We start from the raw sequence: 22,116 nt of genomic DNA, 5'->3' as shown, positions 1-22,116 counted from the left end.
GCCAGCCGCCGCCGCGCGGGCGGGCGCGGCACGCGCCGCGCCGGCCGCCGCTAGCGAAATCGACCGCGAGTCGCCGTCGCCGGACGGTCCGGGCGCCGTCGCGACGCGCGCGCCCGGCCGCCCCGGAGATCGCAGGCGGGAGCGCTCCTCAGCGCTCGCGTCCGGCCGCCTCGCGCTCCCCGGGCAGCTCGAAGCTGAGGGTGGAGACCGCGATGAGGATCTCGCGCAGGAAGAGGACGAGCGCGGAGACGAACGCGCCCATGGCGGCGATGAACAGCACGGCGAGGAAGATCGAGAAGTCGACGCCGACGAGGTAGCCGACGAAGGCGCTCGCGATGAGCACGCACACGAGGAGCGCGGCGCTCGTGCCGGAGGTGATGGCGAGGTTCACGAGCTGGCGCCTGCGCAGGAGCGTCTCGATCTCCCGCTCGATCCAGCCGAGCTCCTCCCGCGGGAGCTTCGACGCGCGGTCGATGAGGATGCGGACGCGGTCCACGATGCGGGCGAGCCGCCCGGACAGGACCGAAAGGATCGTGCCGATCGCGGTGAGGAGGAACACGGGCGCGACCGCGAGCTGGATCACGCGGGCGATGTCGGTGATGTGGGCGTCGCCTTGCACCCGCTCATGGTAGCCGAAGCTCGCCCGGTGCGCGGCTCCGTCGCCCCTTCCCGCCACGGAACGGGAGGGAGAGGAGGAACAGGAGCACGGCCGCGACGGCGTCCGCGCCGAGGATGTAGACGGGCCACGGGCCGAGCAGGTCGAGGAGCGTCCCCGAGCGCGGCTTCTCGCACAGGTACATGTAGTTCGTGCCGAAGCGCGCGTTCACGGCCCCCACGGCCAGCGCGTAGGCGTTCACGCCGAGGAGCGTGCGCCACCACGCGCCCGGCCGCGGGCGGAGGAGCCCCGCGAGGACCAGGAACAGCACCGAGGCGACGATCGCCCCGTGCGCGAGGAAGAACTGGATGGCGGCGTAGGACGGGAACGGCACGTCCGCCAGGTCCGGAGTGACGAGCGCCATGCCGCTCCCGGCGACGCCGAGGAAGTAGACCGCCTCGAGCGCCCAGGGCCTGAGCGTCGCGAGCGCGTACACCGCGAGCCAGAGCACGACGTCGCACAGGTCGAGCGGCAGCCCGTGCGGAGGGTTCAGCCAGCCGAGCGACACGCCGTGCCGGTACCAGACGAGCTCGTTCACGGCGATCACCGCGGCGATGGCGCGGCAGAGGGGCCGCGCGAGGCCGGGCCGGGCGCGGGCGGCCGCCGCGAGCGCGGCGGCCACGACGGGGACGGCGGCGAGGATCGCGAGGTGCGTCGCGCCGAAGAGGCGGAGCGTGCCCACGGAGGGGGCGATAGCGCGGAGGCGCGCCCGCCGCCCCACCCTCCCCCGTGCGGTCCTCCCCCGGCTGCGCGCGACCGCGCGGGCATCGCCCCGTCCGGTCGCGCCGCGATGACGCCCCGGTGACGCGGTCACCGCAACTCTCGAGAGAGGACGGAGGAGCGGCGATGGCGGGGGAGCGGATGGCAGGGGTGACGGAGGTGGCGCGCGTGAAGCCGCGGCTCCGCGGCGTCTCACACGAGATCGCCGCGTACCTCGCGGCTCCGGCCTGGGCGCTGCTGTTCGTCCACGCGGAGACGGGCACCGCGCGCACCGGGGCGCTCACCTACGGAGCGAGCCTGTTCGCGCTCTTCCTCGCGAGCGCCGTGTACCACCGCCCCACCTGGTCTGCCCGGGCGCGGCGAATCCTCTGGCGCGTCGATCACTCCGCGATCTTCCTCCTCATCGCCGGGACCTACACGCCCCTGTGCCTCCTGCTCGGCGACCGCGGGCGACCGCTGCTCGCCGCGGTCTGGCTCGGCGCCGCCGCGGGGGTGGGGCTCTCGATCGCCTGGGTGACCGCCCCCAAGGCGCTCATGGCCGCGCTGTACGTGCTGCTCGGGTGGCTCGTCGTGCCGGTGGTGCCGGCGCTCCACGCCGCCATCGGCCCCGCGGCCCTCGCGCTCCTCCTCGGCGGCGGGCTCCTGTACACGGTGGGTGCGGTGATCTACGCGCTGCGACGGCCGGATCCGTTCCCCGCGGTGTTCGGGTTCCACGAGATCTTCCACCTGCTCGTGGTGGCCGCGGCGGCCTGCCACTTCGCCGTGGTCGCCGGCGCGATCCGCGCGCTGCGCTGACCGCCCCGAGCCCGCGCCTCGCCGTCAGGTGCGCGCGCGCAGGAGCGCCTCGCGGAGCGTGACGAGCCCGTCCGCGTCCACTCCCCCCCGCAGGCGCGCCGCGATCGCCGCGGCGATGGCGGGCCACGCTGGGTCGAACCACGCGCTCGACGTCCGCCCGCCCTCGTCGTGGACGCGATCGAGCGCGGCGCGGATCTCGACCACCGCCGCATCCTCGAGCCGGTCCGCCTGCGCGAGCTCGAGCGGCACCTCCCGCAGCACCCGGTCGCAGACGCGAGCCGCGAGGACGCGTGCCTCGACGTAGGACAGCCCGCGGATGTCCTCCGCCGTGAACCAGCGCTCGCCCCGGGCGCGGCTCTCGAGCTGCGCCTCGACGTCGGCGACCGGCCGCGCGCGATCGCCGAGGACGGCGCGCGCGGCGCGGAGGGCGCCGTCCGGATCGGCGCCGGGCGCGAGCTCGAGCAGGAACAGCCGGCCGGCGGCGTCCACCTGGGCGCGCGCGAGCTCGGGGAGCAGGGACAGGCGCGCCAGCACGGGCGCGAGCACGGTGCCTCAGCCGAGGCCCGCCACGGGGCCTCAGGAGAAGCCGCTCGCCCGCAGGAGGAGCCGTCGATCGGGGGTCTTCACGCGTGCGACTCTACACCGGCCCCCTCGGGATCCAGGGGCCCGGTGCAGGCGAGGCGAAGGGCGCCCGGAGGCACGGACGCCCGCGACCGCGTCCCGCGTCCGAGCGGCTCCGGGAGGCCACCTCGACGCGGGCCACCGATCGGCCGACGCTCGTTCGCGGAAGGAGGCTGTCGATGCGCTTCGTCACCCTGAACCTGATCTTTGCGACGTGGCTGCTCATCTCCGCCTTCGCGTTCCCGCAGACGCCGTTCTCCACCGCGTTCACGGCCATCTCGGCGCTCGTCGTCGCCGTCGCTGCGTTCGCCGCGCAGGGCAAGCCAGGCCTGCGCTACGTGATCTCGGTGGTCGCGGTGCTGCTCGCGATCGGGGCGCTGTTCCTCACCAACGTCTCGGGCATCGCCCGCGTCAGCAACGCGCTCGTCGGCGCCGTGCTGTTCGCCATCTCGCTCGTCCGCCCGGGGCACGCGGCGACGCCGCAGACCCCCGCGGCCTCGTCGCCCTGAAGGCGCGGCCGTCCCGTCTCCGGACCCCCCGCGCCCGAGCGGCGGGGCCCGCGAACGCGTGCCCGCGGCGCTTCGACGCGAGCGCCCGCCGGCCGGCTCCCCGCCCGCGGGGACCGCCCACGCGAGCCGCCGCGAGGGAGGCGCGTCGGCCGCAGAATGCGCATGTACGGCAAGGAGGACGGGCCATGATCCCATCGCTGATCGAGACGCACCTGCGCGAGAGCCATCGCGGGTACGAGCACCACACCCACCGCACGGCGATGTCCGCGCAGGAGCTCGCCGCTGCCGAGCACGTGAGCGGCCACCGCGTCGCCAAGCCGGTCGTCGTGAGCCTCGACGGCCTCATCGCGTTCGCCGTCGTGGCGGCCACCGACCGCGTGAGCCTCGCGGCCCTCGAGGAGGCGACGGGGCGCCCGGCCGAGCTCGTCGCGGAGTCGGAGTTCACGCCGCGCTTCGAGCCGTGCGAGGCCGGGGCGGAGCCGCCGCTCGCGATGTTCGGCGTGCCGATCTTCGTGGACGAGGTGCTCCTGCAGGAGCGGAAGCTCGTGATGCCGGCGGGCACGCACGAGGACGCGGTCGTGCTCGACACCGGCGAGTGGATGCGCTGCGAGGGCGTCACCCCCATCGCCGGCCTCGGCATGGCGTCCGCCCGCTCCGAGTTCGGCGGATGAGCGCGGCGGCCTAGCGCCACCCGCGCCAACCTCAGGGCTTCAGGACGGCCCGGCCGAGGAGGGTCCCGTCCGCGAGCGCGTCCACGCCCTCCTGGAAGCGCTCGAGCGGGAGCACGCGGTCGACCATCGTCCTCACCCGCCCCTGGGCGACGAGCTCGACCGCCTCCCGCAGCTCGGCGAGCGTGTTCCCCACCGAGCCGAGGACGCTCTGCTCGCCGACCACGAGCTGGATCGGGTGGATCTCGAGCGCGTCCTCGGAGTAGCCGACGAAGACGAGCCGGCCGCGCTTCGCGAGGCAGCGCGCGCTCGCGGCCATCGTCTCTCGCGTCGCGACGAGCTCGAACACCACGTCGGCGCCCCGGCCAGAGGTGAGCTCGCGGACGCGCGCGGCGACGTCCTCCTCGCCGGCGCGCACCGTGGCGTCGGCGCCGAGCGCGCGGGCGGCCTCGAGCTTCCGCGGGGTCCGGCCGACGGCGATCACGCGCGCGCCGCGCAGCCGCGCCACCTGGACGAGCCCGAACCCCACCGCCCCCACGCCGTACACGACCACCCAGTCCCCGAGGCCCACGCGCGCGAGGCCGGCCGCGTGGACCGCGGTGGTGACGCCGCAGCCGATCGGCGCCGCGTCGGCGTCGGAGATCGCGTCCGGGAGCGGGACCGCGTTCCGCGCGGGGACCCGCACGTACTCGGCGAAGCCGCCGTCGGTGACGAAGCCGTGCTCCGCCCGGAGGGCGTCACACAGGTGCTCGTCGCCGCGCAGGCAGTGCAGGCAGCGGCCGCAGCCGGAGTAGTAGTAGACGATGACCCGCTCCCCCACGCGCGCCGGCTCGACCCCCTCCCCCACGCGCTCGATCCGTCCGACGATCTCGTGGCCGAGGGTGAGCGGCGCCACGCCGAGGTCGAGCAGGCCGGACAGGAAGTGGAGCTCGGTGTGGCACACGCCCGCCGCGGTCACCCGGACCCGCACCTCGCCGGGGCCGGGAGCGGGGGTGGCGATCTCCTCGAGCTGCAGCGGCTTCTTCGGACCGTGATAGCGGATGGCGCGCATGAAGGCCTCGGACGTTCGTTTAGGGATCACCGCCGGCTCCAACTAACCGTGCGGACGTGGCCCGGCCACTCTCCATGGCCACGCCGGCCGCTCACTCTCCGCGCATCGGGCAGCCGTGCGCGACCACCTCCACGGTCGCCTCCGGGTGGCGCTCGCGCAGGAGCCGCGCGTAGTCCTCCGCGCGGTCGCGGTTGCGGGTGCCGCAGACGGGCGGCTCGAGCCGCTCGTCCGGCCCGACGAGGGAGGAGGTGCAGGCGGGGCTTCCGTCCACGGTGACGTGCCAGACCATGGCCCCGGAGAATACCTCGACCGGGCCGCGGCTCCGGCTGGCGCCCGGCGCCGGCTTCCGGTAGTCGTGTACCGGAATGACCCCAGGGCAGCGCGCGAACGTGAAGAAGGCGCTCGAGCGGCTCCGCGCCGAGCTCCTCCGGACCGGCCCGGCCCGGATCGAGCCCAACCGGACGGATCCCGCCACGACCGGCGTGGCGGACGAGGACGCGCAGGCGCTCTCCGAGATGCTCCAGGTGCTCGCCTCGCAGCGCAACAAGGGCCAGGCGGAGCTCGTCGCGCGGATCGATCGGGCCCTCGCGAAGCTCGCGAACGCCCCCGAGGACTTCGGGCTGTGCGAGGACTGCGACGAGGAGATCGCGCCCGGGCGGCTCGCGGTGATGCCCTACGCGACCCGTTGCCCGGCGTGCCAGGCGAAGACCGAGCCGCGGCTCGGCGGCACGCGCCGCAAGCTCACCGACTACCGCTGACCGCCGCGAGGGCTACCTTACCGTTCGATGGTCGAGCGGTTCGTCGAGCACTTCGGCTACGGGGCCATCCTGGCGCTCCTCGTGGGAGCGGGCGTCGGCGTGCCCCTGCCCGAGGAGCTCACCCAGCTCACCGCCGGCGTCCTCGCGCACCAGGGCTACCTCCGGTTCGTGCCGTCGGTCGTCGCCTGCTGGGTCGGGATCGTCGGCGGCGACTTCCTCTTCTACTCGCTCGCCCGGCGGCACGGCGACGCGATCATGGAGAGCCGGCCGGTGCGGCGCGTGCTCACGCCGGGGCGGCGCGCGTGGCTCGAGCGGCACTTCGAGCGCCACGCGTTCTGGACCATCGTGGTCGCGCGCCACACCTCCGGGCTCCGCCTGCCGGCCTTCGCGCTCGCGGGGACCCACGGCGTCCGGCGCCTGACCTTCCTCCTCGCGGACGGGCTCTCCGCGCTCGTCTCCGTCCCCCTCGTCGTGACGGTCGGCTACCTCGCCTCGCACCACCTCGCGGAGGCCCACCGCGACCTGCGGCGCGTCGAGCTCGGGATCCTCGCGGCCGTGGCGCTCGCGGCCCTCGTCGCCTGGGCGGTGCGCGCGCGCCGCCGCCGGGCCGCGGCGGTGCGCGGTCCCGGCGAGGCCGTCACGGAGCGGTGAAGTCGATCCGCGCGAGATCCGCGCCGAGCGCGCGCGTGTCCTGGACGCGCACCTCGCCGTCCGTGAACGACAGCACGAAGTCCTCGAGGAACAGGCTGCGCTTCACCGGCGTGCTCGCGTCGGTCCACCAGCCGGAGCACGCGTCGCGCAAGGTCTCGGGCGTCTCCGGCGTCGCGTGCGCCACGCCCCCGAGGTAGGTGAAGCCCGCGTCGGCGCGGACGCGGTAGACCCGCAGCCCGCTGAAGGTCATGAGGTCGCCGTAGCCGCCGGCCGGGTCGCCGCCCTCGCAGATGACGATGGGCAGCGCGAGGAGCGCCTTCTCCGCGAAGTAGTTGAAGGCGAGGTGGTCGGTCACCGCCTGCGAGGTGGACCCGCGCGTACCGATGAGCTCCCGGTACGCGAGCGCCGGCGCGGCGGGATCGGCGACGTCGAAGAGCTGGAGCTGGATCCCGGTGAACCAGGCGAACCCGCCCTGGTCCGACGCGTCGTAGCCGAGGGTGAGGAGGTGGTCCGGATCCATGAGGTGCAGGTAGGTGGAGAAGCCCGGGACCTTCAGCTCCCCGGCGATGGCGGGCGCCGCCGGATCCGCGAGGTCGAGCACGAACAGCGGATCGGTCTTCTTGAAGGTCACGACGAACCCGCGTACGCCGTCGAAGCGGACGGAGCGGATGTCCTCCGAGGGGGCGATGCCGTCCACCCGCCCGACCTCCTCGAGGATCCCGCCCGCGTCCCGCAGCACCGCCACTGCGCTGTGCGCGGCGGGATCCGGCGAGTGGCCGGTCGTGGTGGCGATCCGGAGCGCCCCCGCGTGCTCGTCCAGCGAGAACGAGCTCAGCACCCGCCCCTCGACGACGCCGCTCGCGCGGTACTCGGCGCGCGGCCCGGGTGCGTCCGCGAGCTGGAACGCGTGCACGGTCGTGGCCTCGGGGGAGGCCTCTGGCTCCGCCCAGAACCAGCTCCCGCCGCCGCGCCAGGCGTGCGGCGACGCGACGTACAGCGCCGCCGGCGCGGCGTAGACGAAGCCCGGCCGGCCGAGCACGGTCGTCACGGAGAGCGGGCCCTCGCCGTCCGTCGAGAGCGAGGCGATCGAGACGAACCCGACCCCCAGCCCCTCCGCCGAGGCGTGGAAGCCGGGGCAGGCCCCGAGCACGTCCGCGTCCACGGCGTCGCCGCCGGCGTCGTGGCGGACGTCGCGGACCGCGGGCACGAAGGCGCCGAGCTCCGCGCCCTCGATGAGGGCGCGGTTCGCGCGGCGGAGCTCCTCGAAGGCCTCGCGGATCGCCCGGGGCGACGTGCCGTCACCGCATACGAACGTGCTCGGCCAGTACGCGAGGCCCGGCACCGTCCGCTCGGGCAGCGCGAGGACGGCGTGGACGGACGCGCCGATCCTCCGGGCCGCGAGGTACGAGCCGTTGAAGGTCACCTCGCGGAGCACGCGCGGCCGGGCCGGGTCCGAGACGTCGAGCACGGTGATCTTCGAGGGGTTCCCGTCGCCCGTGGGCACGCAGTCGTAGCCGTAGGTACAGTCGCCGGCCGGTACGGCGACCGGGCTCGCGGTCGTGCCCCCCGGCACGGGCACCCCGCCGCCGCCCGAGGGCGGGACCGGGGTCGGGCCGGGCTCCGGGGGGGGCGCCGAGAGCGACGAGAACACGACGACGCGGCCCTCGTTGAGGAGGAGCCGCCGCGGCGTCCCCTCGACCTCGACCGCCGCGATCCGGTGCGCCTCCGCGGCGGGCCAGGCGTCCACGATCTGGAGGCGCCCGTCGCCGATCGCGTAGACGAGGTTCCCGTCGGTCTTCACGAGGTCCGGCTCGTCCACGCCCGCGACCTGGACGTTCGTGTCGGAAAAGGCCTTCGCGCCGCCCCCGTCGCCCGCGTCGCCCGCGGGCGCGAGGGGCGGGACCGCGCCGCCGTAGGCCCAGCAGCGTCCCTCGAGCGCGGTCGCCAGGTTCGCGTCCAGGGCGCGGTCCATGTCTGCGACGAGGCGATCCCGGAGGGCGCGGGCGAGGTCCTCGCACCCGGCGATGGGGTCGAGGCCGACGCGGGCGATCGCGACCTCCGGCCCGCCCGCGCCGGAGTGACAGCCGGCCAGGGCGAGGCCGGCGAGGACGAGAGCGGCGGTGGCACGCACGGGAGATCCTCCTCGACGAGGCGGGAGCACACGCCGCGTGCGTCGAGGATACGCTCACCCTCCTCGCCGGCCGTCCGCCGTACGGGGGCGGCTCGTCCGGGTCGGCGGCGACGGAGTCGCGGCCGTGTTACCCCGCGCGGCGGGACGCGCCCGGGTCGCTCCCCGCCAGGACCGGCAGCGCGGAGGCGGCGCGCACCGGGAGCTGGATCACGAAGCGGGCTCCGTTCGTGTAGCCGCCGTCGAGGAACATGGCCCCGCCGTGGCGCTCGACGATCTGGTAGCTCATCGCGAGCCCCAGCCCGGTGCCCTTCCCGACGCCCTTCGTCGTGAAGAAAGGCTCGAAGAGGCGCGCCTGGTGCTCCCGCGCGACACCCGGCCCGCTGTCCGCGACGGTGACCTCGATCCGGTCGCCGACCGCGCGCGCCCGGACCGTGACGGTGCCCGCGTCCCCGACGGCGTCGAGCGCGTTCTGGACGAGGTTGTGCCAGACCTGGTTGAGCTGTCCGGGCTGGAAGGCAGTCCGCGGGAGCGGGCCCACGTCCACCTCCACGCGGACCGCCTCCGGCAACCTGCGCGAGAGGAGCGTCGCGGTCGCGCGGAGCCCCTCCCCGGGATCGCCCAGCACCATGCCGGGCGCGTCCCCGCGGATGAAGGCCCGCAGATCGGCGTGAACCTGCCGCACCCGCTCCATCGCCGCGCGCATCATCTCGGTCGCGTCCCGGACGTCCTTCGAGGTGGTGTCCACGTCGAGCTCGGCGCATCGCCGGCGCAGCGCGGGCAGGTCCGCGGCCGTCGCGGCCTCGGCGGCGCGCGCGACCTCGAGCAAGCCTCCGAGCGAGGCGCCGAGCGGGTCGAGGTTGTTGTGGAGCACGTTCAGCGGGTTGTTGATCTCGTGGGAGAGGCCGGCGAGGAGCCGCCCGAGCGCGGTGAGCTTCTCCGAGGCGACGAGGCGCGCCTGCGCGTCGCGGAGCTGCTCGAGCGTGCGCTCGACGTCGGCGTTGCGCATCGCGAGCTCGTGCGACACGACGAAGCCGTCGCGCACGAGCTGGCTGCGCACGAGCGTCATGATCGTCGCGATGACCCCCGCGCTGCCGATGTAGAAGCCGGCCGCCACGAAGTCCGCGAGCTCGCGGGCGTCCGGCCACACGGCGAACCCCGAGGACATCACGGCGAGCAGGAACCCGAACAGCGCGAGGGACCACCGGGCCGGCCAGGAGAACATCGCCCCCGCCCCCCAGAAGAAGAGCGAGAAGCCGAAGACGTAGGCCGGGAAGTGCCGGACGTGCGGCAGCATCAGGGCGATCGACGCGCCGCCCACCGCCAGCGCCAGCACGACCCACGCGCGCAGCCCGCGGGTCGTCCGCGCCCGGCGGATGGCGACCACGCAGATCGAGGCCACCGCGGTCGCCACGAGGCGCATGGCGGTGAAGGGCTGCACCCACTCCGGCTCGAGCAGCGCGTCGAAGACGATCCAGAGCGGGATGAGCACCGCGGAGAGGACGACCGCGGTCGTGCCCTCCCAGCGCTCCCGCGCGAGGCACGAGGCCTCGAAGCCGGCCTCGAGGTCCGGGCTCGCGGCTCCGGCGCTCACGGCGCGTCGCCGCCGGAGGCCCCCGCGCGCCGCGCCCGCGCGATCCGGACCTGCTCGTCGAGCGTGCGCTGGAGGGCGTCGCGATCCCACGGCTTCATGACGACCGCCGCGGCGATCCCGGTGCGTGCGGCCTCGGCGAGCTCCGGGTGATCGGGGTAGCCGGTCACCATGACGCGGCCGACCTCCGGGTGCGCCCGCTGCATCCGGACGAGCAGCTCGAGCCCGTTCATGCCCGGCATCGCGTAGTCCACGAGCGCGACGTCGAAGCTCCCCGCGGCCAGCTCGGAGAGGGCCTCGTCTCCGGACAGGGCGAGCGTCGCGTCGTATTCCGCGCGGAACACGATGCGAAACGTGCGCAGGTTGGCGTGATCGTCGTCGACCACCAGAACCCTCGGCTTCGGCACCTCCGCAGGCATACCGGCGCAGGATAGCGGAACCGGGGCGGCGGCCGAAGGGGGCCCGGGCGCCCTTCGCCCGCCGCGGCGCCGGGAGGTCCGGGGCGCCGGCGCACGCGACGGGTCCCGCCCGCCCGCCCGCCTTGGTCCGGCAGGGCGCCGGAGGGCCGGGGCGTCAGGCGCCCGGCTCGCGGCGGAAGAACAGCGCCCCGAGGGGCGGGAGCGTGAGGGTGAGCGAGTGCAGCCGTCCGTGCGCGCCCACCGGCGCCGCCTCCTGCCCGCCCAGGTTGCCGAAGCCGGCGCCGCCGTAGCGGGACGCGTCGCTGTTCAGGACCTCGCGCCAGAACCCGCCGCGCGGCACGCCCACCCGGTAGTTCTGGCGCGGCACCGGCGTGAAGTTGAGGACGACGAGGATCTCGGGGTCGGCCTCCCCTCCCCTGCGCAGGAACGACAGCACGCTCGCCTCGGCGTCGTTCGCGTCGATCCACTCGAAGCCGCCCGGGTCGAAGTCGCGGACGTGCAGGGCGGGGCTCTCGCGCATGAGCCGGTTCAGGTCCTCGACCCAGGCCCTCACGCCCTCGTGCTGCTCCCGCTCGAGCAGGTGCCAGTCGAGGCTCCGCTCGTGGCTCCACTCCTGGCCCTGCGCGAGCTCACCGCCCATGAAGAGGAGCTTCTTGCCCGACTGCGCCCACTGGTACGCGAAGAGGAGGCGCAGGTTCGCGAACTTCTGCCGGCCCTCGCCCGGCATCCGGTCGAGCAGGGAACGCTTCCCGTGGACCACCTCGTCGTGCGACAGCGCGAGGACGAAGTTCTCGGAGAACGCGTACATCATCCGGAACGTCACCTCGTTGTGGTGGAAGCGCCGGAACACGGGATCGTGGCCCATGTACGCGAGGGTGTCGTGCATCCACCCCATGTCCCACTTCATCCCGAACCCGAGGCCGCCGACGTAGAGCGGGCGCGAGACCATCGGCCACGAGGTCGACTCCTCGGCGATGGTCTGGACGTCGGGGTGCTCCGCGTACACGACCTCGTTGAAGCGGCGGAGGAACGCGATCGCCTCGAGGTTCTCGCGGCCGCCGTAACGGTTCGGGATCCACTCGCCCGCCTTGCGCGAGTAGTCGAGGTAGAGCATCGACGCGACCGCGTCCACCCGCAGGCCGTCCACGTGGTACGCGTCGAGCCAGAACATCGCCGAGGAGAGCAGGAAGCTCCGCACCTCGTTGCGCCCGTAGTTGAAGATGAAGCTGTCCCAGTCCGGGTGGTGCCCCTGGCGTCGGTCCGCGTGCTCGAACAGGTGCGTGCCGTCGAAGTACGCGAGCCCGTGCGCGTCGGTCGGGAAGTGCGACGGGACCCAGTCCAGGATCACCCCGAGGCCCCGCTGGTGGAGCGTGTCCACGAGGAACATGAAGTCCTGCGGCGTGCCGTAGCGGCTCGTCGGCGCGAAGTAGCCCGTCGTCTGGTAGCCCCACGATCCGTAGAACGGGTGCTCGGTGATCGGGAGCAGCTCGACGTGGGTGAAGCCCATCCTCGCGGCGTGATCGGCGAGGAGCGGCGCGAGCTCGCGGTACGTGAGCGACCGGTTCCCCTCCTCCGGGACGCGCCGCCACGAGCCGAGGTGCACCTCGTAGATGCTCATCGGGCTCGCGAGCCCGTTCCGCTCGCGCCGCGAGCGCATCCAGGCGTCGTCGCCCCAGTCGTACGCGAGGTCCCACACGACGGACTGCGTCCCCGGCGCGGCCTCGTGCATGAGGCCGAACGGATCCGCCTTGTCCACCTCGTAGCCGCGCTCGCGCGATCGCAGGTGGTACTTGTAGACCGCGCCCTTCTTCACGCCGGGCAAGAAGCCCTGCCACAGCCCGGAGTCGTCGAGGCGGCGGAGCGGGTGGCGCGCCTTGTCCCAGCCGTTGAAGTCACCGATCACGGAGACGCGCTCGGCGTTCGGCGCCCAGACCGTGAAGGACGCGCCCTCGACGCCGTCGAACGCGCCGAGGTGCGCGCCGAGCGTCCGGTAGGCGCGGTGGTTCGTCCCCTCGTTCCACAGGTGCCGGTCGAGCTCTCCGGGCCCACCGCGCGCGAGCACCTCGCCCGGCGCGTCTTCCTGCGCCCGCCCTGCGGCGCGCGCGGCGGCGCGCGGCGCGCCCCTCGTTCCCTTCCTCGGCAAGCTCTCCTCCCCTTCCCGGTCTCGATCCGACTCGGCGGCGAGGAGCCCGGCGATCCCGAGCAGCGGCAGCCCCACCCACTCCGGCCGGTTGTTGAGCTCGTACGCGAGCTCGTACAGCGCCTTCTCAGTGAGGTGCAGCTCGAGCAGCGCGCGCACCTCCGCGCCGGCCCGGGGGAGGAAGCGCCCGCCCTCGGCGACGTCGAGGTACGCGCGGAGGAACGCCGCCGCGACCCAGGGATACCACACCCGCGCCCACGCCTCGGCCCGGCCCCCGTCCTCGGGGCGACCCCCCGCGCTCGCCGGGCGCCGAGCAGCCCCCTGGCACGACGCGTAGTGGAAGGAGCGGATCATCCCGGCCACGTCCCGCAGCGGCGACCCCTTCGCGCGCCGGGCCGCGAGCGGCGCCGCGGGCTCGCCCTCGAAGTCGATGACGACGAAGTCACGCCCCGTCCAGAGCACCTGGCCGAGGTGGTAGTCGCCGTGCGTCCGCGTGCGCAGCGCGGTGAGCGGTCGCTCGAGGACGAAGCGCAGGCGCCGCTCGAGGTCGTCCTCGCGCGCGAGGATCGCCTCGGCGCGCGCGCGCACGTCCGGCGCGAGCGTCCCGAGCCGCGCGCGGAGGAGCGCGAGCGCGCCGCGGACCTGACGGACCGCCCCGTCGTGGAGCGCGCGCCGGTCCTCCGGCGAGTACGGCTCCGGCCGGAACGCCTCGTCGTCCGATCCGCGCGCGAGGGCGAGGTGCAGCTCCGCGGTCCGGCGGCCGAGCAGCCCGGCCGAGTCGAGCGACGGCGCCGCGAGCGTGCGGAGCTCCGGCGGCGGCGCCCGGCCGGCGAGCTCGACGAGGGGACCGGCGGGAGGCGCGGGCGGCGCGGTGCCGGCGGCGCGCTCGAGGAACGCGGCGAGCTCGCCGAGCGTGAAGGTCCAGGCGTCGCCCTGGTTCGGGACGAACGCCTGCAGGAGCGCCAGCGCGCGGGGCTCGCCGCTCGACGGCCGGTACTCCACCGCGCCGAGCACCGGCGGGACGTTCGGGAACGCGGCCCGCTCGGTGAGGTACTCGCCGACCTCGAGCTCCGGGTTCGCGCCCGCCTCCGTGCGACGGAAGAGCTTCAGGACGAGCCGCTCGCCGAAGCGGATGGAGGTGTTGCTCTGCTCTGCGCCGAGCGGCGCCGGGGCGAGCGCCTCGACCCCGGGCGCCTCGCGCGCGAACGCCTGCGTCGGCCAGGCGACGAGCGTGCCGGCGCGCGCCCGGAACGTGCGGCCGTGCGCGATGGCGTCGAGGAGCGCGCGCGAGAAGGCCGGGTCGCGATCCGTCGCGTAGAGGAGGCCCGGCTGACCGCCGGCGCGGAGCGCCGCGACCCCCGCTCCGGGGAGGTCCGCGCGGACGCGGTCCGCCGCTGCGCCGGAGGCGAAGGCGAGCGGGAGCGAGTAGACCTCCGGCGCGCCCTCGGCGTACGAGACGGCGAGGAGCACGAGGCTCGGCGCTCCCGGCCCCGAGCCGATCCGCGCGACGTCCAGGACCGCCACCCGCAGGATGTGGCGGGCCTTCCCGCCGAACCACCGCCGGCCCAGGAGGTAGCGCGGCAGCACCTCCTCGAGGCGCTCCCGCGCCGGGCCGGGCTCCAGGATCCCGTCCCACGGCCCACCCGTCGTGATCGTCGCGAGCGACTCCTCCATCTGCCCCCTCGGCCCGTTCACATGAAGTAGTCGAAGTCGCGCTCGGTCCGGACCCGGCGGCGGATGCGGAAGATCTGGGCCGGCGCGCTCGCCGGATCGAGCTCCACGTAGTTCCGCGCGCCGTGCCAGAGGTACCGGCCGCCGCCGAGCAGGTCGTGGACCTGGTACGGCTCGTCGCCGCGCAGCCCGAGCAGCTCGAGCGGGAGCTCCAGCCAGCCGGCGTGGACGTGGTGCGGGTCGAGGTTCACCACCACGAGCACGAGATCGGAGAGGTCCTCGCTCGCCTTGGAGTAGGCGATGAGCTGCTCGTTGTCGATCGGGTGGAACGCGAGGCGCTCGTTCGACTGGAGGGCCGGGTGCTCCCGGCGGATGCGGTTCACGCGCGCGATGAAGTCGCGCAGGCTGTCCTCGCGGTCGAGCTGCCAGCTGCGCAGCTGGTACTTCTCCGAGTCGAGGTACTCCTCGCTCCCGGAGCGCACGGCGCGCCCCTCCATGTGCTCGAACGCGGCGCCGTAGATCCCGTAGCTCGCCGCGAGCGTCGCGGCGAGCACGAGCCGCGCCTGGAACATCGGCCGGCCGCCGTACTGGAGGGGCTCGGGGAGGATGTCCGGCGTGTTGGGCCAGAAGCTCGGGCGGAAGAAGTCCTTCACCGGGCTGCGCGTGAGCTCGGTGAGGTACTGCGTGAGCTCCCCCTTCGTGTTGCGCCAGCTGAAGTAGGTGTAGGACTGCGTGAAGCCGAGCTTCGCGAGGTGGTACATCACCTTCGGCCGCGTGAACGCCTCGGCGAGGAACACGAGGTCGGGCCGCGTCCGCCGCGCCTCGGCGATGAGCCACTCCCAGAAGCGGAACGGCTTCGTGTGGGGGTTGTCGACCCGGAAGATCCGCACCCCCTCGTCCGCCCAGTGCAGGACGACGTCGAGGAGCGCCGACCAGAGCGCGCGCCAGTCCGGGTTGTCGAACTCGAGCGGGTAGACGTCCTGGTACTTCTTGGGAGGGTTCTCCGCGTACTGGACGCTCCCGTCCGGGCGGCGCCGGAACCACTGCGGATGCTCCTTCACCCACGGGTGATCCGGCGAGCACTGGAACGCGACGTCGAGGGCGAGCTCCAGGCCGAGCTCGCGCGCCCGCGAGACCAGCCGCCGGAAGTCCTCCGCCGTGCCGAGCTCCGGGTGGATCGCGGTGTGCCCGCCTTCGGGCCCGCCGATCGCCCACGGGCTGCCGACGTCCACCGGCGTCGCCTCCGTGCTGTTGTTCCGGCCCTTGCGGAAGGCGCGCCCGATCGGGTGAATGGGCGGGAGGTAGAGGACGTCGAAGCCCATCGAGGCGACGTATGGCAGCCGATCGACCACGTCCCTCAGGGTCCCGTGGCGGCCGGGCTCGGGCGACGCCGAGCGCGGGAACAGCTCGTACCAGGCGCTGAAGCGACCGCGCTCGCGATCCACCGAGACGACGAGCTCCCGCGCATGGCGCGCCGCGCCGCTGCGATCCGGGTGACGGGCGACGGCGAGCCGGAGCTCCGGATCGAGCGCCTGCCGCGCCCGCTCCTCGAGCGGCGCATCCCCCCGGAGCGCCGCCGCAGAGCCCCGCAGCCGCGCGCCCTCGTCGCCCTCCGCCCGCGCTGCCGCCTGCTCGACGAGCTCGGCCCCGACGAGCAGGTCCACGGGCTCGACCGCGCCGGCCGCCAGCTTCCTCTCGAAGCCGTGCGCCCAGCTCCCGAACGCGTCCACCCAGGCCTCGATCGTGTAGCGGTGCGGCTCGAGCGCCCGGACGGCGAAGGACGCGCGCCAGCGGTCGTTCCCCACCGGCGCCATCGCGACCTCCGTCCAGGAGGGCTCGCCCTCGCGCCGGTGGCGCAGGACGGCCACGAGCGCGTCGTGCCCCTCCGTGAACACGTCCGCCTCGACGACGACCTGCTCCCCCACCGTCCGCTTCACCGGGAAGCGGCCGGCGTCGATCTCCGGGGCGACGTTCTCGATGACGACGCGTGGCGGGCGCTCGGCCGGCGGCTGGGCCGCCTCCGGGCGTGCGCGCTTGGCCATGTCCACCTCTCGGGCGCGGGGCTCGAGTGCAATCTGTGGGTGGCCCACCGCGCCGCGCATGGCGCGCTGCCGTCCGGCGCGGGAGCGGCCGGGCGGACATCTCCCGTTCGCGGGCGGGCAGGGGTCGAGGTTCGAGGTCGAGGTCGGGTCGCGGTCGCGGTCGCCCGCCCCCTCGCCCATTTCCCCCCCGTCCGCCCTCCCGCTCCCCCGCCGTGCAAGGTCTCCGCTCGTGGTCCGTGCTAGCCTCTCGCCGCCTTGTCCCCCCCCGCCCGGCGGCTCGTCCGTGAGGCGCTCGAAGCGCTCGGCATCCGCCGCCTCCTCCTCGGCGTCCACGACGCCGCCTTCCCCACTCTCCCCGGCGAGGACGTGGGCCGCGGCTCGCCCTCGGCCGACGGCGCTGTCGAGCTGCTCGAGCTCGCCTCCGCGCTCGGCTTCGACGGCCTCCAGCTCGGCCCCTCGGGCGCCACCTCCGCGTCGAATCCGTCGCCCTACGACGGCACCCTCTTCTCTCGCAATCCGCTCTCGATCGCGCTCGCGCCGCTCACGCGCCCGGAGTGGGCGTGCCTGCTCCGGGAGGAGACGCTCGCCGAGCTCGTCGCCGCGCGGCCGGGCGGCGACCGGGTGGCGTACGGTTACGCGTTCGCCGCGATGCGGCGCGCCCTCGCAGAGGTCGCCGCGCGGTTCCGCGCCGCGCGCGCGGCGGGCGCGGGGGGCCCTGTTGCGGAGCTCGCGGCGCGGCTCACGGCATTCCGCGCGGAGCACGCCGGCTGGCTCGTCCCGGACGCGCTGTACGAGGTGCTCGAGCGGGAGCACGGTGGCGCGAGCTGGCGCGCGTGGCCGAGCCGCGAGGACCGCGAGCTCTTCGCCCCGGGGCCCGGCGCCGGGGCGGCCGGCGCGAGCCGCCGGGAGGCCCTGCTCGCGCGCCACCGCGGCGAGGTCGAGGACCACGCCCTCGTGCAGCTCCTCGCGCACGAGCAGCACGCCGCGTTCCGCGCTCGCGCCCGCGCCCTCGGGCTCGCGCTCCACGCCGACCTCCAGGTGGGGATGTCCGAGCGCGACGTCTGGGCGGCGCAGGGGCTCGTCCTCGACGGATGGCGCATGGGCGCGCCGCCGAGCAGGACCGACCCGGAGGGCCAGCCGTGGGGGTTCGCGGTGCTCGATCCGCGCGGCTACTTCGAGACGGACGCGTCGGGCGGGCGCGCGGACGGGCCGGTCGTCCGGTTCCTGCGCGCGCGAGTCCGCAAGGTGCTCGCGGAGCACGACGGGCTCCGCGTCGATCACCCGCACGGCCTCGTCGCGCCGTGGGTCTACCGCGCCGGCGGCGAGCCCGGCGCGGCGGTCCGGGCGGGGGCGCGGCTCTTCTGCTCTCCCGAGCTGCCGGAGCTCGCCGCCCTCGCGATCGCGCGCGCCGACCAGGTGAACCCCGGCGTGCCACGGCACGCGGACGACCGGGTGGTCTCGCTCGACGAGGACCAGGTCGCGCGCTACGGGGCGCTCTTCGACGTGATCATGGATGCGGTGCCCGAGCCGCGCGACGTCGCCTGCGAGATCCTGAGCACGCAGCCGTACCCGCTCGCGCGCGTCATCGCGCGGCACGGCCTCGGCCGGTTCCGCGTGACCCAGAAGGCGAACCTCGACGATCCTCGCGACGTCTATCGCGGGGAGAACGCCAAACCCGAGGACTGGATCATGCTCGGGAACCACGACACGCCCACCGTGTGGACGAAGGCGGAGCGCTGGGTCGAGACGGGAGCGTCCGGGCGGCACGCCGAGCACCTCGCGTCGCGTCTCCTCGCGGAGAACGAGGATCGCGCGGCCTGGGCGCGCGCCATCGCGGCGGATCCTGCCGCGCTCGCGCAGGCGCGCTTCGCGGAGCTGTTCGTCGGGCCGGCGCGGCACGTGATGGTCCACTTCACGGACCTCCTCGGCTCGCGAGCGCCGTACAACGTGCCGGGGACGGTGTCCGGCGCGAACTGGTCGCTCCGCATCCCGCACGACGTCCGGACCGAGCACGCCGCGCGCGTCCGGGCGAACCGCGCGCTCGATCTCCCGGGCGCGCTCGCCCGGGCGCTCCGCGCGCGGGGCGCCGGGTTCGTCGCCCTTCACCGCGAGCTCCTCGCCGGGCTCGACGCCGCGGCGCGCCCGGCGCGCTGAGCGGACGCTCGGCAGGCGAACGTCCCGCCGCGGGCGGCCGACGGCGCCGGCAGGCCAGCCGCACCTCGCCGCGCTCGCGAGCGAGGCGCTCGACCGCGACCTCGACCGCCCACCCATCCGTCACCCCGGCCGCGGCGCCGGCTTCCCCGCACCCTCCCCGCTCACCGGGATCCCGCTCATCACGTGCTCGGCCAGCGCCGTGATGGTGAGCGACGGGTTCACGCCCAGGTTCGCCGGCACGAGGCTCCCGTCCGCCACGTAGAGGTCCTCGTACCCGAAGATCCGCCCCGTCCGATCGCACACCCCGTCCTCCGGCGTGGCACCCATCGTCGCGCCGCCGAGGATGTGCGCCGTGCTGGAGGCGCCGAGGAACACCTCGTGGAGGCCGCTCTGCGGGACGCCGCCCATCTTCCGCGCCATCCGCGCGGCGAGGGCGTTCGCGAGGGGCATGTACGTCGGGGGCCGCGCCTGGCCCCGGGCGAGCTCGCTCGAGAGCGCCCTGCCCCAGGGCCGCCGCGCGAGCCGCAGCCGCATGTGGCTCGAGAGCGGCTGCATCACGAGGAGGATCGCCGTGCGTCGCGCCCAGCCGAAAGGCCAGTGGGCGCGGACGAAGTCGAGGGGATGGCGGACCGCGTTGCCGAGCCAGCGGAGCCAGCGCGGCCAGGGCGGTCCGGCGCCGGTGAGGTGCGTCGACAGGAGCGCCATCGCGTCGTGGCCCTTGCCGTAGCGGACGATCTCCACGTGGGTGTCCGCGTCGGCGTCGATCCCGGAGGTGATGGCGATCCCGCGGCTGTAGTCGACGGCGTCCCCCCGCGCGGTGACCGCGAGGAGCGCCTCGCTGTTCGTCCGCACGTAGTCGCCGAGCGGCGCGGCGAGGCGCGGGAGGCTGCCGCGCTCCCGGCAGCGCAGGAGCAGGTTCACCGTCCCGAGCGCGCCGGCGGCGAAGACCACGCCCCGCGCGCGGAGCACCCGCGTCCGCCGCGAGAGCGGGCGCGTGGAGCGGACGGTGCGGACCTCGTAGCCGCCGCCCGGCGCCGGCCGCACGTCGAGGACCTTCGTCTCCGGGTGGATGACGCAGCCGCGCCGCTCGGCGAGGAAGAGGTAGTTCCGGTCGAGGGTGTTCTTCGCGCCGTGCTTGCACCCCGTCATGCAGCCGCCGCACAGCGTGCAGCCGGTGCGCGGAGGCCCCTCCCCGCCGAAGAACGGATCCGGATCCGTCCGGCCCGCCTCGCCGAAGTACACGCCCACCGTGTGGCGCGCGAACGTGCTCCCGCGCCCCGTCTCCTCCTCCACCACCTGCCGCAAGAGCTCGTCGGCCGGGAACGTCTCCGGCGCCGGGGTCGCCCCCAGCATGAAGCGCGCGGTCCTGTAGTGGGGCGCGAGCGACGCCGCCCAGTCCACGCCCGCCGGCCAGCGCGGGTCCTCGAACGCGCGCGCCGGCGGCTCGAGCAGCGTGTTCGCGTAGACGAGGCTGCCACCGCCCACGCCCGCGCCGTGCAGCACGAGCACGTGCTTCAGGACCGAGATCTGCTGGATGCCGTAGCAGAGCAGCCGCGGCATCCAGAGGGACTTGCGGACGTTCCAGTTCGTGGCCGCGAAGTCATCCGGACCCCAGCGCTTCCCCATCTCGAGCACCGCGACGCGGTAGCCCTTCTCGCTGAGCCGGAGGGCGGAGACGGCGCCGCCGAAGCCGGAGCCGATGACGATGAAGTCGTAGTCGAGCGCGTCGCGCACGCCCGCAGTCTGCCAGAGCGGGCGGGCCGCGCGCGAGCGGAGCCTCGCCTGCCAGGGCAGCCGGCCCGGGTCCCGGTTGCGCCGCCCGCGAGGGCCCCCGCCCGTCCGCTGGAAGGGCGGCGCCGCGCGCGCTCCCGTGGCCAGGAAGTGAACGTCGCTCAGCCGCGCCCGCCCGCGCCCGCGCCGATCACCTCGTGCGCGACCGCGAGGAAGCGCTGCACCACCGGGCGCGGGTCCTCGGGCCGGTGGATGGCGACGAGGCGCGTGCGCGGGGCGGGGCTCCGCAGCGGCCGGTAGACCACGCCGGGGAGCCGGACCGTCTGCGCCGACTCGGGGACGAGCGTGATGCCGATCCCGGCCGCGACGAGGGCGACGGTGGTCGACAGCTCGAGCGTCTCCTGCGCGACCTCGGGGCGGAAGCCCGCCGCGCGGCAGGCGTTCACGACCTCGTCCGCCCAGCCCGGCCGTGGCTGGCGCGGGAAGAGCACGAACGGCTCCTCGGCGAGCGCGTGCAGGGAGAGCGCGCGGCGCGCGGCGAGGGGGTGGCGTGCCGCGAGCGCCACGACGAGCGGCTCCTCCGCGAGCGGGTCCTCCCGGAGCGTCTCGTCGCCGACGGGCGGCCGGGCGAGGCCGAGCTGGATCGAGCCCGCCCGGATCGCCGCCACCTGCTCGGCGGTGGAGAGCTCGGTGAGCGTGAGCGCGATCTCGGGGTGGCGCTGCCGGAACGTCCGGACGAGGCGCGGGAGCAGCGCGTAGGTGGCGGACGCGACGAACCCCACCGCGAGCGACCCCACCTCGCCGCGCGCCACCCGGCGCGCCGACTCGGCCGCCCGGGAGACGCGCTCGAGGATGCCCCGCGCGTCCAGCAGGAAGGTCCCGCCCGCCTCGGTGAGCCGGACCCGCCGGTTCGTCCGGAGGAACAGCTCGAAGCCGAGCTCGCGCTCGAGCTGCCGGATCTGCTGGCTGAGCGGCGGCTGCGCGATGTGGAGCCGCGCCGCGGCGCGGCCGAAGTGCAGCTCCTCGGCGACGGCCACGAAGTAGCGGAGGTGTCGGAGCTCCACGGTGAGACCTCCAGAGTATCATTCGCGACGAAAGATATATTGGACGTCTTGCTGACCGCCGCGGCAAGTTCACGCGTCCCGGGCCGCGCCCGGTCAGCGATGCCCTCCCGCCCTCTCCCGCCCCAGGCTCCCCGGCCACCCGGCCCGGTCGCCGCGCTCCTCTCGCTCGCGCTCGCCGGGATCTGCGCGTTCCTGAACGTCTACGCGACGCAGCCGCTCCTGCCGCTCCTCGGCGTGGCCTTCGGCGTCTCCAAGGCCGCTGCGGCCCTCACGGTGAGCGCCCCGCCCATCGCCATCGCGCTCGCCTCGCCGTTCGTGGGCGCGCTGGCGGAGCGCGTGGGGCGGCGCCGGCTCATCGTGGGGTCGCTGTTCGCGCTGTCCGTCCCCACCCTGCTCGCCGCGACGGCCCCCGGCATGCGGTCGCTCCTCGCGTGGCGGTTCGCGCAGGGCCTCGCCGTCCCGGGCGTGTACGCCGTCTCGATCTCGTACGTCGCGGCGGAGTGGGCGGAGGGCGGCCTGGCGCGCGGGATGGCGATCGTCGTGAGCGGCAACGTCGTGGGCGGGTTCCTCGGCCGCGTGGTCGCGGCGCTCGTGGCCGAGCGCGCTGGCTGGCGCGCCGCCTTCGTCGCCCTCGGCGCGATCACGCTCGCGGGCGCGCTCGCCGTCGCCCGCGGCCTCCCGCCGGAGCGCCGCCCGGCGCCGCGGCGCGGCCCGCCGCTCGCGGCGCTGCGCGCCCTCGCCGGCCGCC

Annotated in this window: 19 protein-coding genes; 7 read left to right on the top strand and 12 right to left on the bottom strand. The window is 75.1% G+C overall.

Annotation, left to right across the window (positions count from 1 at the left end; all coding sequences use genetic code 11):
* Window positions 1-148: 148 nt before the first annotated feature.
* Together MNZ39_RS17185 and MNZ39_RS17180 are read right to left on the bottom strand one after the other, a co-directional pair.
* Entirely contained in the window at window positions 149-619 is a 471-nt protein-coding gene (locus tag MNZ39_RS17185) for a DUF2721 domain-containing protein (RefSeq protein ID WP_242340311.1), read from the bottom strand.
* Between the two features lie 4 nt (window positions 620-623).
* Complete coding sequence (locus MNZ39_RS17180; protein ID WP_242340310.1) at window positions 624-1,337, bottom strand: TIGR02206 family membrane protein; 714 nt, start codon at window positions 1,335-1,337, stop codon at window positions 624-626.
* Between the two features lie 164 nt (window positions 1,338-1,501).
* Between MNZ39_RS17180 and MNZ39_RS17175 the strand changes: the two genes are divergently transcribed.
* The gene (locus tag MNZ39_RS17175; RefSeq protein WP_242340309.1) at window positions 1,502-2,170 is read left to right on the top strand and encodes a hemolysin III family protein; all 669 of its coding nucleotides are present in this window, start codon (window positions 1,502-1,504) and stop codon (window positions 2,168-2,170) included.
* A gap of 24 nt (window positions 2,171-2,194) precedes the next feature.
* On the opposite strand, the gene MNZ39_RS17170 is transcribed toward MNZ39_RS17175, so the two are convergent.
* Window positions 2,195-2,716 carry a hypothetical protein gene (locus MNZ39_RS17170; RefSeq protein ID WP_242340308.1) on the bottom strand — a complete coding sequence of 174 codons (522 nt, stop codon included), beginning with the start codon at window positions 2,714-2,716 and terminating at the stop codon, window positions 2,195-2,197.
* A gap of 254 nt (window positions 2,717-2,970) precedes the next feature.
* On the opposite strand from MNZ39_RS17170, the gene MNZ39_RS17165 reads away from it, so the two are divergent.
* Together MNZ39_RS17165 and MNZ39_RS17160 are read left to right on the top strand one after the other, a co-directional pair.
* Window positions 2,971-3,300: a hypothetical protein gene (locus MNZ39_RS17165; protein ID WP_242340307.1), complete on the top strand. Its 330-nt coding sequence runs from the start codon at window positions 2,971-2,973 to the stop codon at window positions 3,298-3,300.
* A gap of 185 nt (window positions 3,301-3,485) precedes the next feature.
* Window positions 3,486-3,971 (top strand): aminoacyl-tRNA deacylase, encoded by a 486-nt coding sequence (locus tag MNZ39_RS17160; RefSeq protein WP_242340306.1) that lies wholly within the window; start codon window positions 3,486-3,488, stop codon window positions 3,969-3,971.
* Window positions 3,972-4,002: 31 nt separating this feature from the next.
* Here the strand turns inward: MNZ39_RS17160 and MNZ39_RS17155 are convergent, their stop codons facing one another.
* Entirely contained in the window at window positions 4,003-5,049 is a 1,047-nt protein-coding gene (locus MNZ39_RS17155; protein ID WP_242340305.1) for a zinc-binding dehydrogenase, read from the bottom strand.
* A gap of 61 nt (window positions 5,050-5,110) precedes the next feature.
* On the bottom strand, window positions 5,111-5,308 hold the full coding sequence (locus tag MNZ39_RS17150) for a hypothetical protein (protein WP_242340304.1): 198 nt from the start codon (window positions 5,306-5,308) through the stop codon (window positions 5,111-5,113).
* Between the two features lie 76 nt (window positions 5,309-5,384).
* On the opposite strand from MNZ39_RS17150, the gene MNZ39_RS17145 reads away from it, so the two are divergent.
* A complete protein-coding gene (locus MNZ39_RS17145) occupies window positions 5,385-5,777 on the top strand; it encodes a TraR/DksA family transcriptional regulator (protein ID WP_242340303.1) in 393 nt (130 codons plus the stop codon).
* Between the two features lie 27 nt (window positions 5,778-5,804).
* A complete protein-coding gene (locus MNZ39_RS17140; RefSeq protein WP_242340302.1) occupies window positions 5,805-6,428 on the top strand; it encodes a DedA family protein in 624 nt (207 codons plus the stop codon).
* On the opposite strand, the gene MNZ39_RS17135 is transcribed toward MNZ39_RS17140, so the two are convergent.
* The 5 genes from MNZ39_RS17135 to MNZ39_RS17115 form a co-directional block, all read right to left on the bottom strand.
* Window positions 6,415-8,559 (bottom strand): beta-propeller domain-containing protein, encoded by a 2,145-nt coding sequence (locus MNZ39_RS17135; RefSeq protein ID WP_242340301.1) that lies wholly within the window; start codon window positions 8,557-8,559, stop codon window positions 6,415-6,417. The genes MNZ39_RS17140 and MNZ39_RS17135 overlap by 14 nt on opposite strands.
* Before the next feature lie 127 nt (window positions 8,560-8,686).
* The gene (locus MNZ39_RS25020) at window positions 8,687-10,150 is read right to left on the bottom strand and encodes a sensor histidine kinase (RefSeq protein WP_242340300.1); all 1,464 of its coding nucleotides are present in this window, start codon (window positions 10,148-10,150) and stop codon (window positions 8,687-8,689) included.
* Window positions 10,147-10,533 (bottom strand): response regulator, encoded by a 387-nt coding sequence (locus MNZ39_RS17125; protein ID WP_242340299.1) that lies wholly within the window; start codon window positions 10,531-10,533, stop codon window positions 10,147-10,149. Before MNZ39_RS17125 ends, MNZ39_RS25020 begins: the two co-directional genes overlap by 4 nt.
* Window positions 10,534-10,720: 187 nt before the next feature.
* Entirely contained in the window at window positions 10,721-14,380 is a 3,660-nt protein-coding gene (gene glgB / locus MNZ39_RS17120) for a 1,4-alpha-glucan branching protein GlgB (RefSeq protein WP_242340298.1), read from the bottom strand.
* 17 nt (window positions 14,381-14,397) lie between these two features.
* Window positions 14,398-16,419: an alpha-1,4-glucan--maltose-1-phosphate maltosyltransferase gene (locus tag MNZ39_RS17115; RefSeq protein WP_242340297.1), complete on the bottom strand. Its 2,022-nt coding sequence runs from the start codon at window positions 16,417-16,419 to the stop codon at window positions 14,398-14,400.
* A gap of 255 nt (window positions 16,420-16,674) precedes the next feature.
* On the opposite strand from MNZ39_RS17115, the gene MNZ39_RS17110 reads away from it, so the two are divergent.
* Entirely contained in the window at window positions 16,675-18,573 is a 1,899-nt protein-coding gene (locus MNZ39_RS17110) for a 4-alpha-glucanotransferase (protein WP_242340296.1), read from the top strand.
* A 120-nt stretch (window positions 18,574-18,693) separates the two neighbouring features.
* On the opposite strand, the gene MNZ39_RS17105 is transcribed toward MNZ39_RS17110, so the two are convergent.
* Window positions 18,694-20,307, bottom strand: a complete 1,614-nt coding sequence (locus MNZ39_RS17105) for a GMC oxidoreductase (RefSeq protein WP_242340295.1) — start codon at window positions 20,305-20,307, stop codon at window positions 18,694-18,696.
* A 158-nt stretch (window positions 20,308-20,465) separates the two neighbouring features.
* Window positions 20,466-21,368: a LysR family transcriptional regulator gene (locus tag MNZ39_RS17100; protein WP_242340294.1), complete on the bottom strand. Its 903-nt coding sequence runs from the start codon at window positions 21,366-21,368 to the stop codon at window positions 20,466-20,468.
* Between the two features lie 99 nt (window positions 21,369-21,467).
* Here MNZ39_RS17100 and MNZ39_RS17095 point away from each other — a divergent pair.
* The coding region (locus MNZ39_RS17095) for an MFS transporter (RefSeq protein WP_242340293.1) at window positions 21,468-22,116 on the top strand (649 nt) is incomplete at its 3' end.

Source organism: Anaeromyxobacter sp. SG66 (genome assembly GCF_022690805.1).
GTDB classification, from domain to species: Bacteria; Myxococcota; Myxococcia; order Myxococcales; family Anaeromyxobacteraceae; genus Anaeromyxobacter; species Anaeromyxobacter soli.
This window is presented reverse-complemented; position numbering and strand designations above follow the sequence as displayed.

Bases quoted from the DNA above. Each gene is read 5' to 3' on its own strand.
- MNZ39_RS17145 (WP_242340303.1), top strand. From the start codon at position 5,385: ATGACCCCAGGGCAGCGCGCGAACGTGAAGAAGGCGCTCGAGCGGCTC.
- MNZ39_RS17140 (WP_242340302.1), top strand. From the start codon at position 5,805: ATGGTCGAGCGGTTCGTCGAGCACTTCGGCTACGGGGCCATCCTGGCG.
- MNZ39_RS17165 (WP_242340307.1), top strand. From the start codon at position 2,971: ATGCGCTTCGTCACCCTGAACCTGATCTTTGCGACGTGGCTGCTCATC.
- MNZ39_RS17175 (WP_242340309.1), top strand. From the start codon at position 1,502: ATGGCGGGGGAGCGGATGGCAGGGGTGACGGAGGTGGCGCGCGTGAAG.
- MNZ39_RS17150 (WP_242340304.1), bottom strand. From the start codon at position 5,308: ATGGTCTGGCACGTCACCGTGGACGGAAGCCCCGCCTGCACCTCCTCC.
- glgB (WP_242340298.1), bottom strand. From the start codon at position 14,380: ATGGAGGAGTCGCTCGCGACGATCACGACGGGTGGGCCGTGGGACGGG.
- MNZ39_RS17115 (WP_242340297.1), bottom strand. From the start codon at position 16,419: ATGGCCAAGCGCGCACGCCCGGAGGCGGCCCAGCCGCCGGCCGAGCGC.
- MNZ39_RS17160 (WP_242340306.1), top strand. From the start codon at position 3,486: ATGATCCCATCGCTGATCGAGACGCACCTGCGCGAGAGCCATCGCGGG.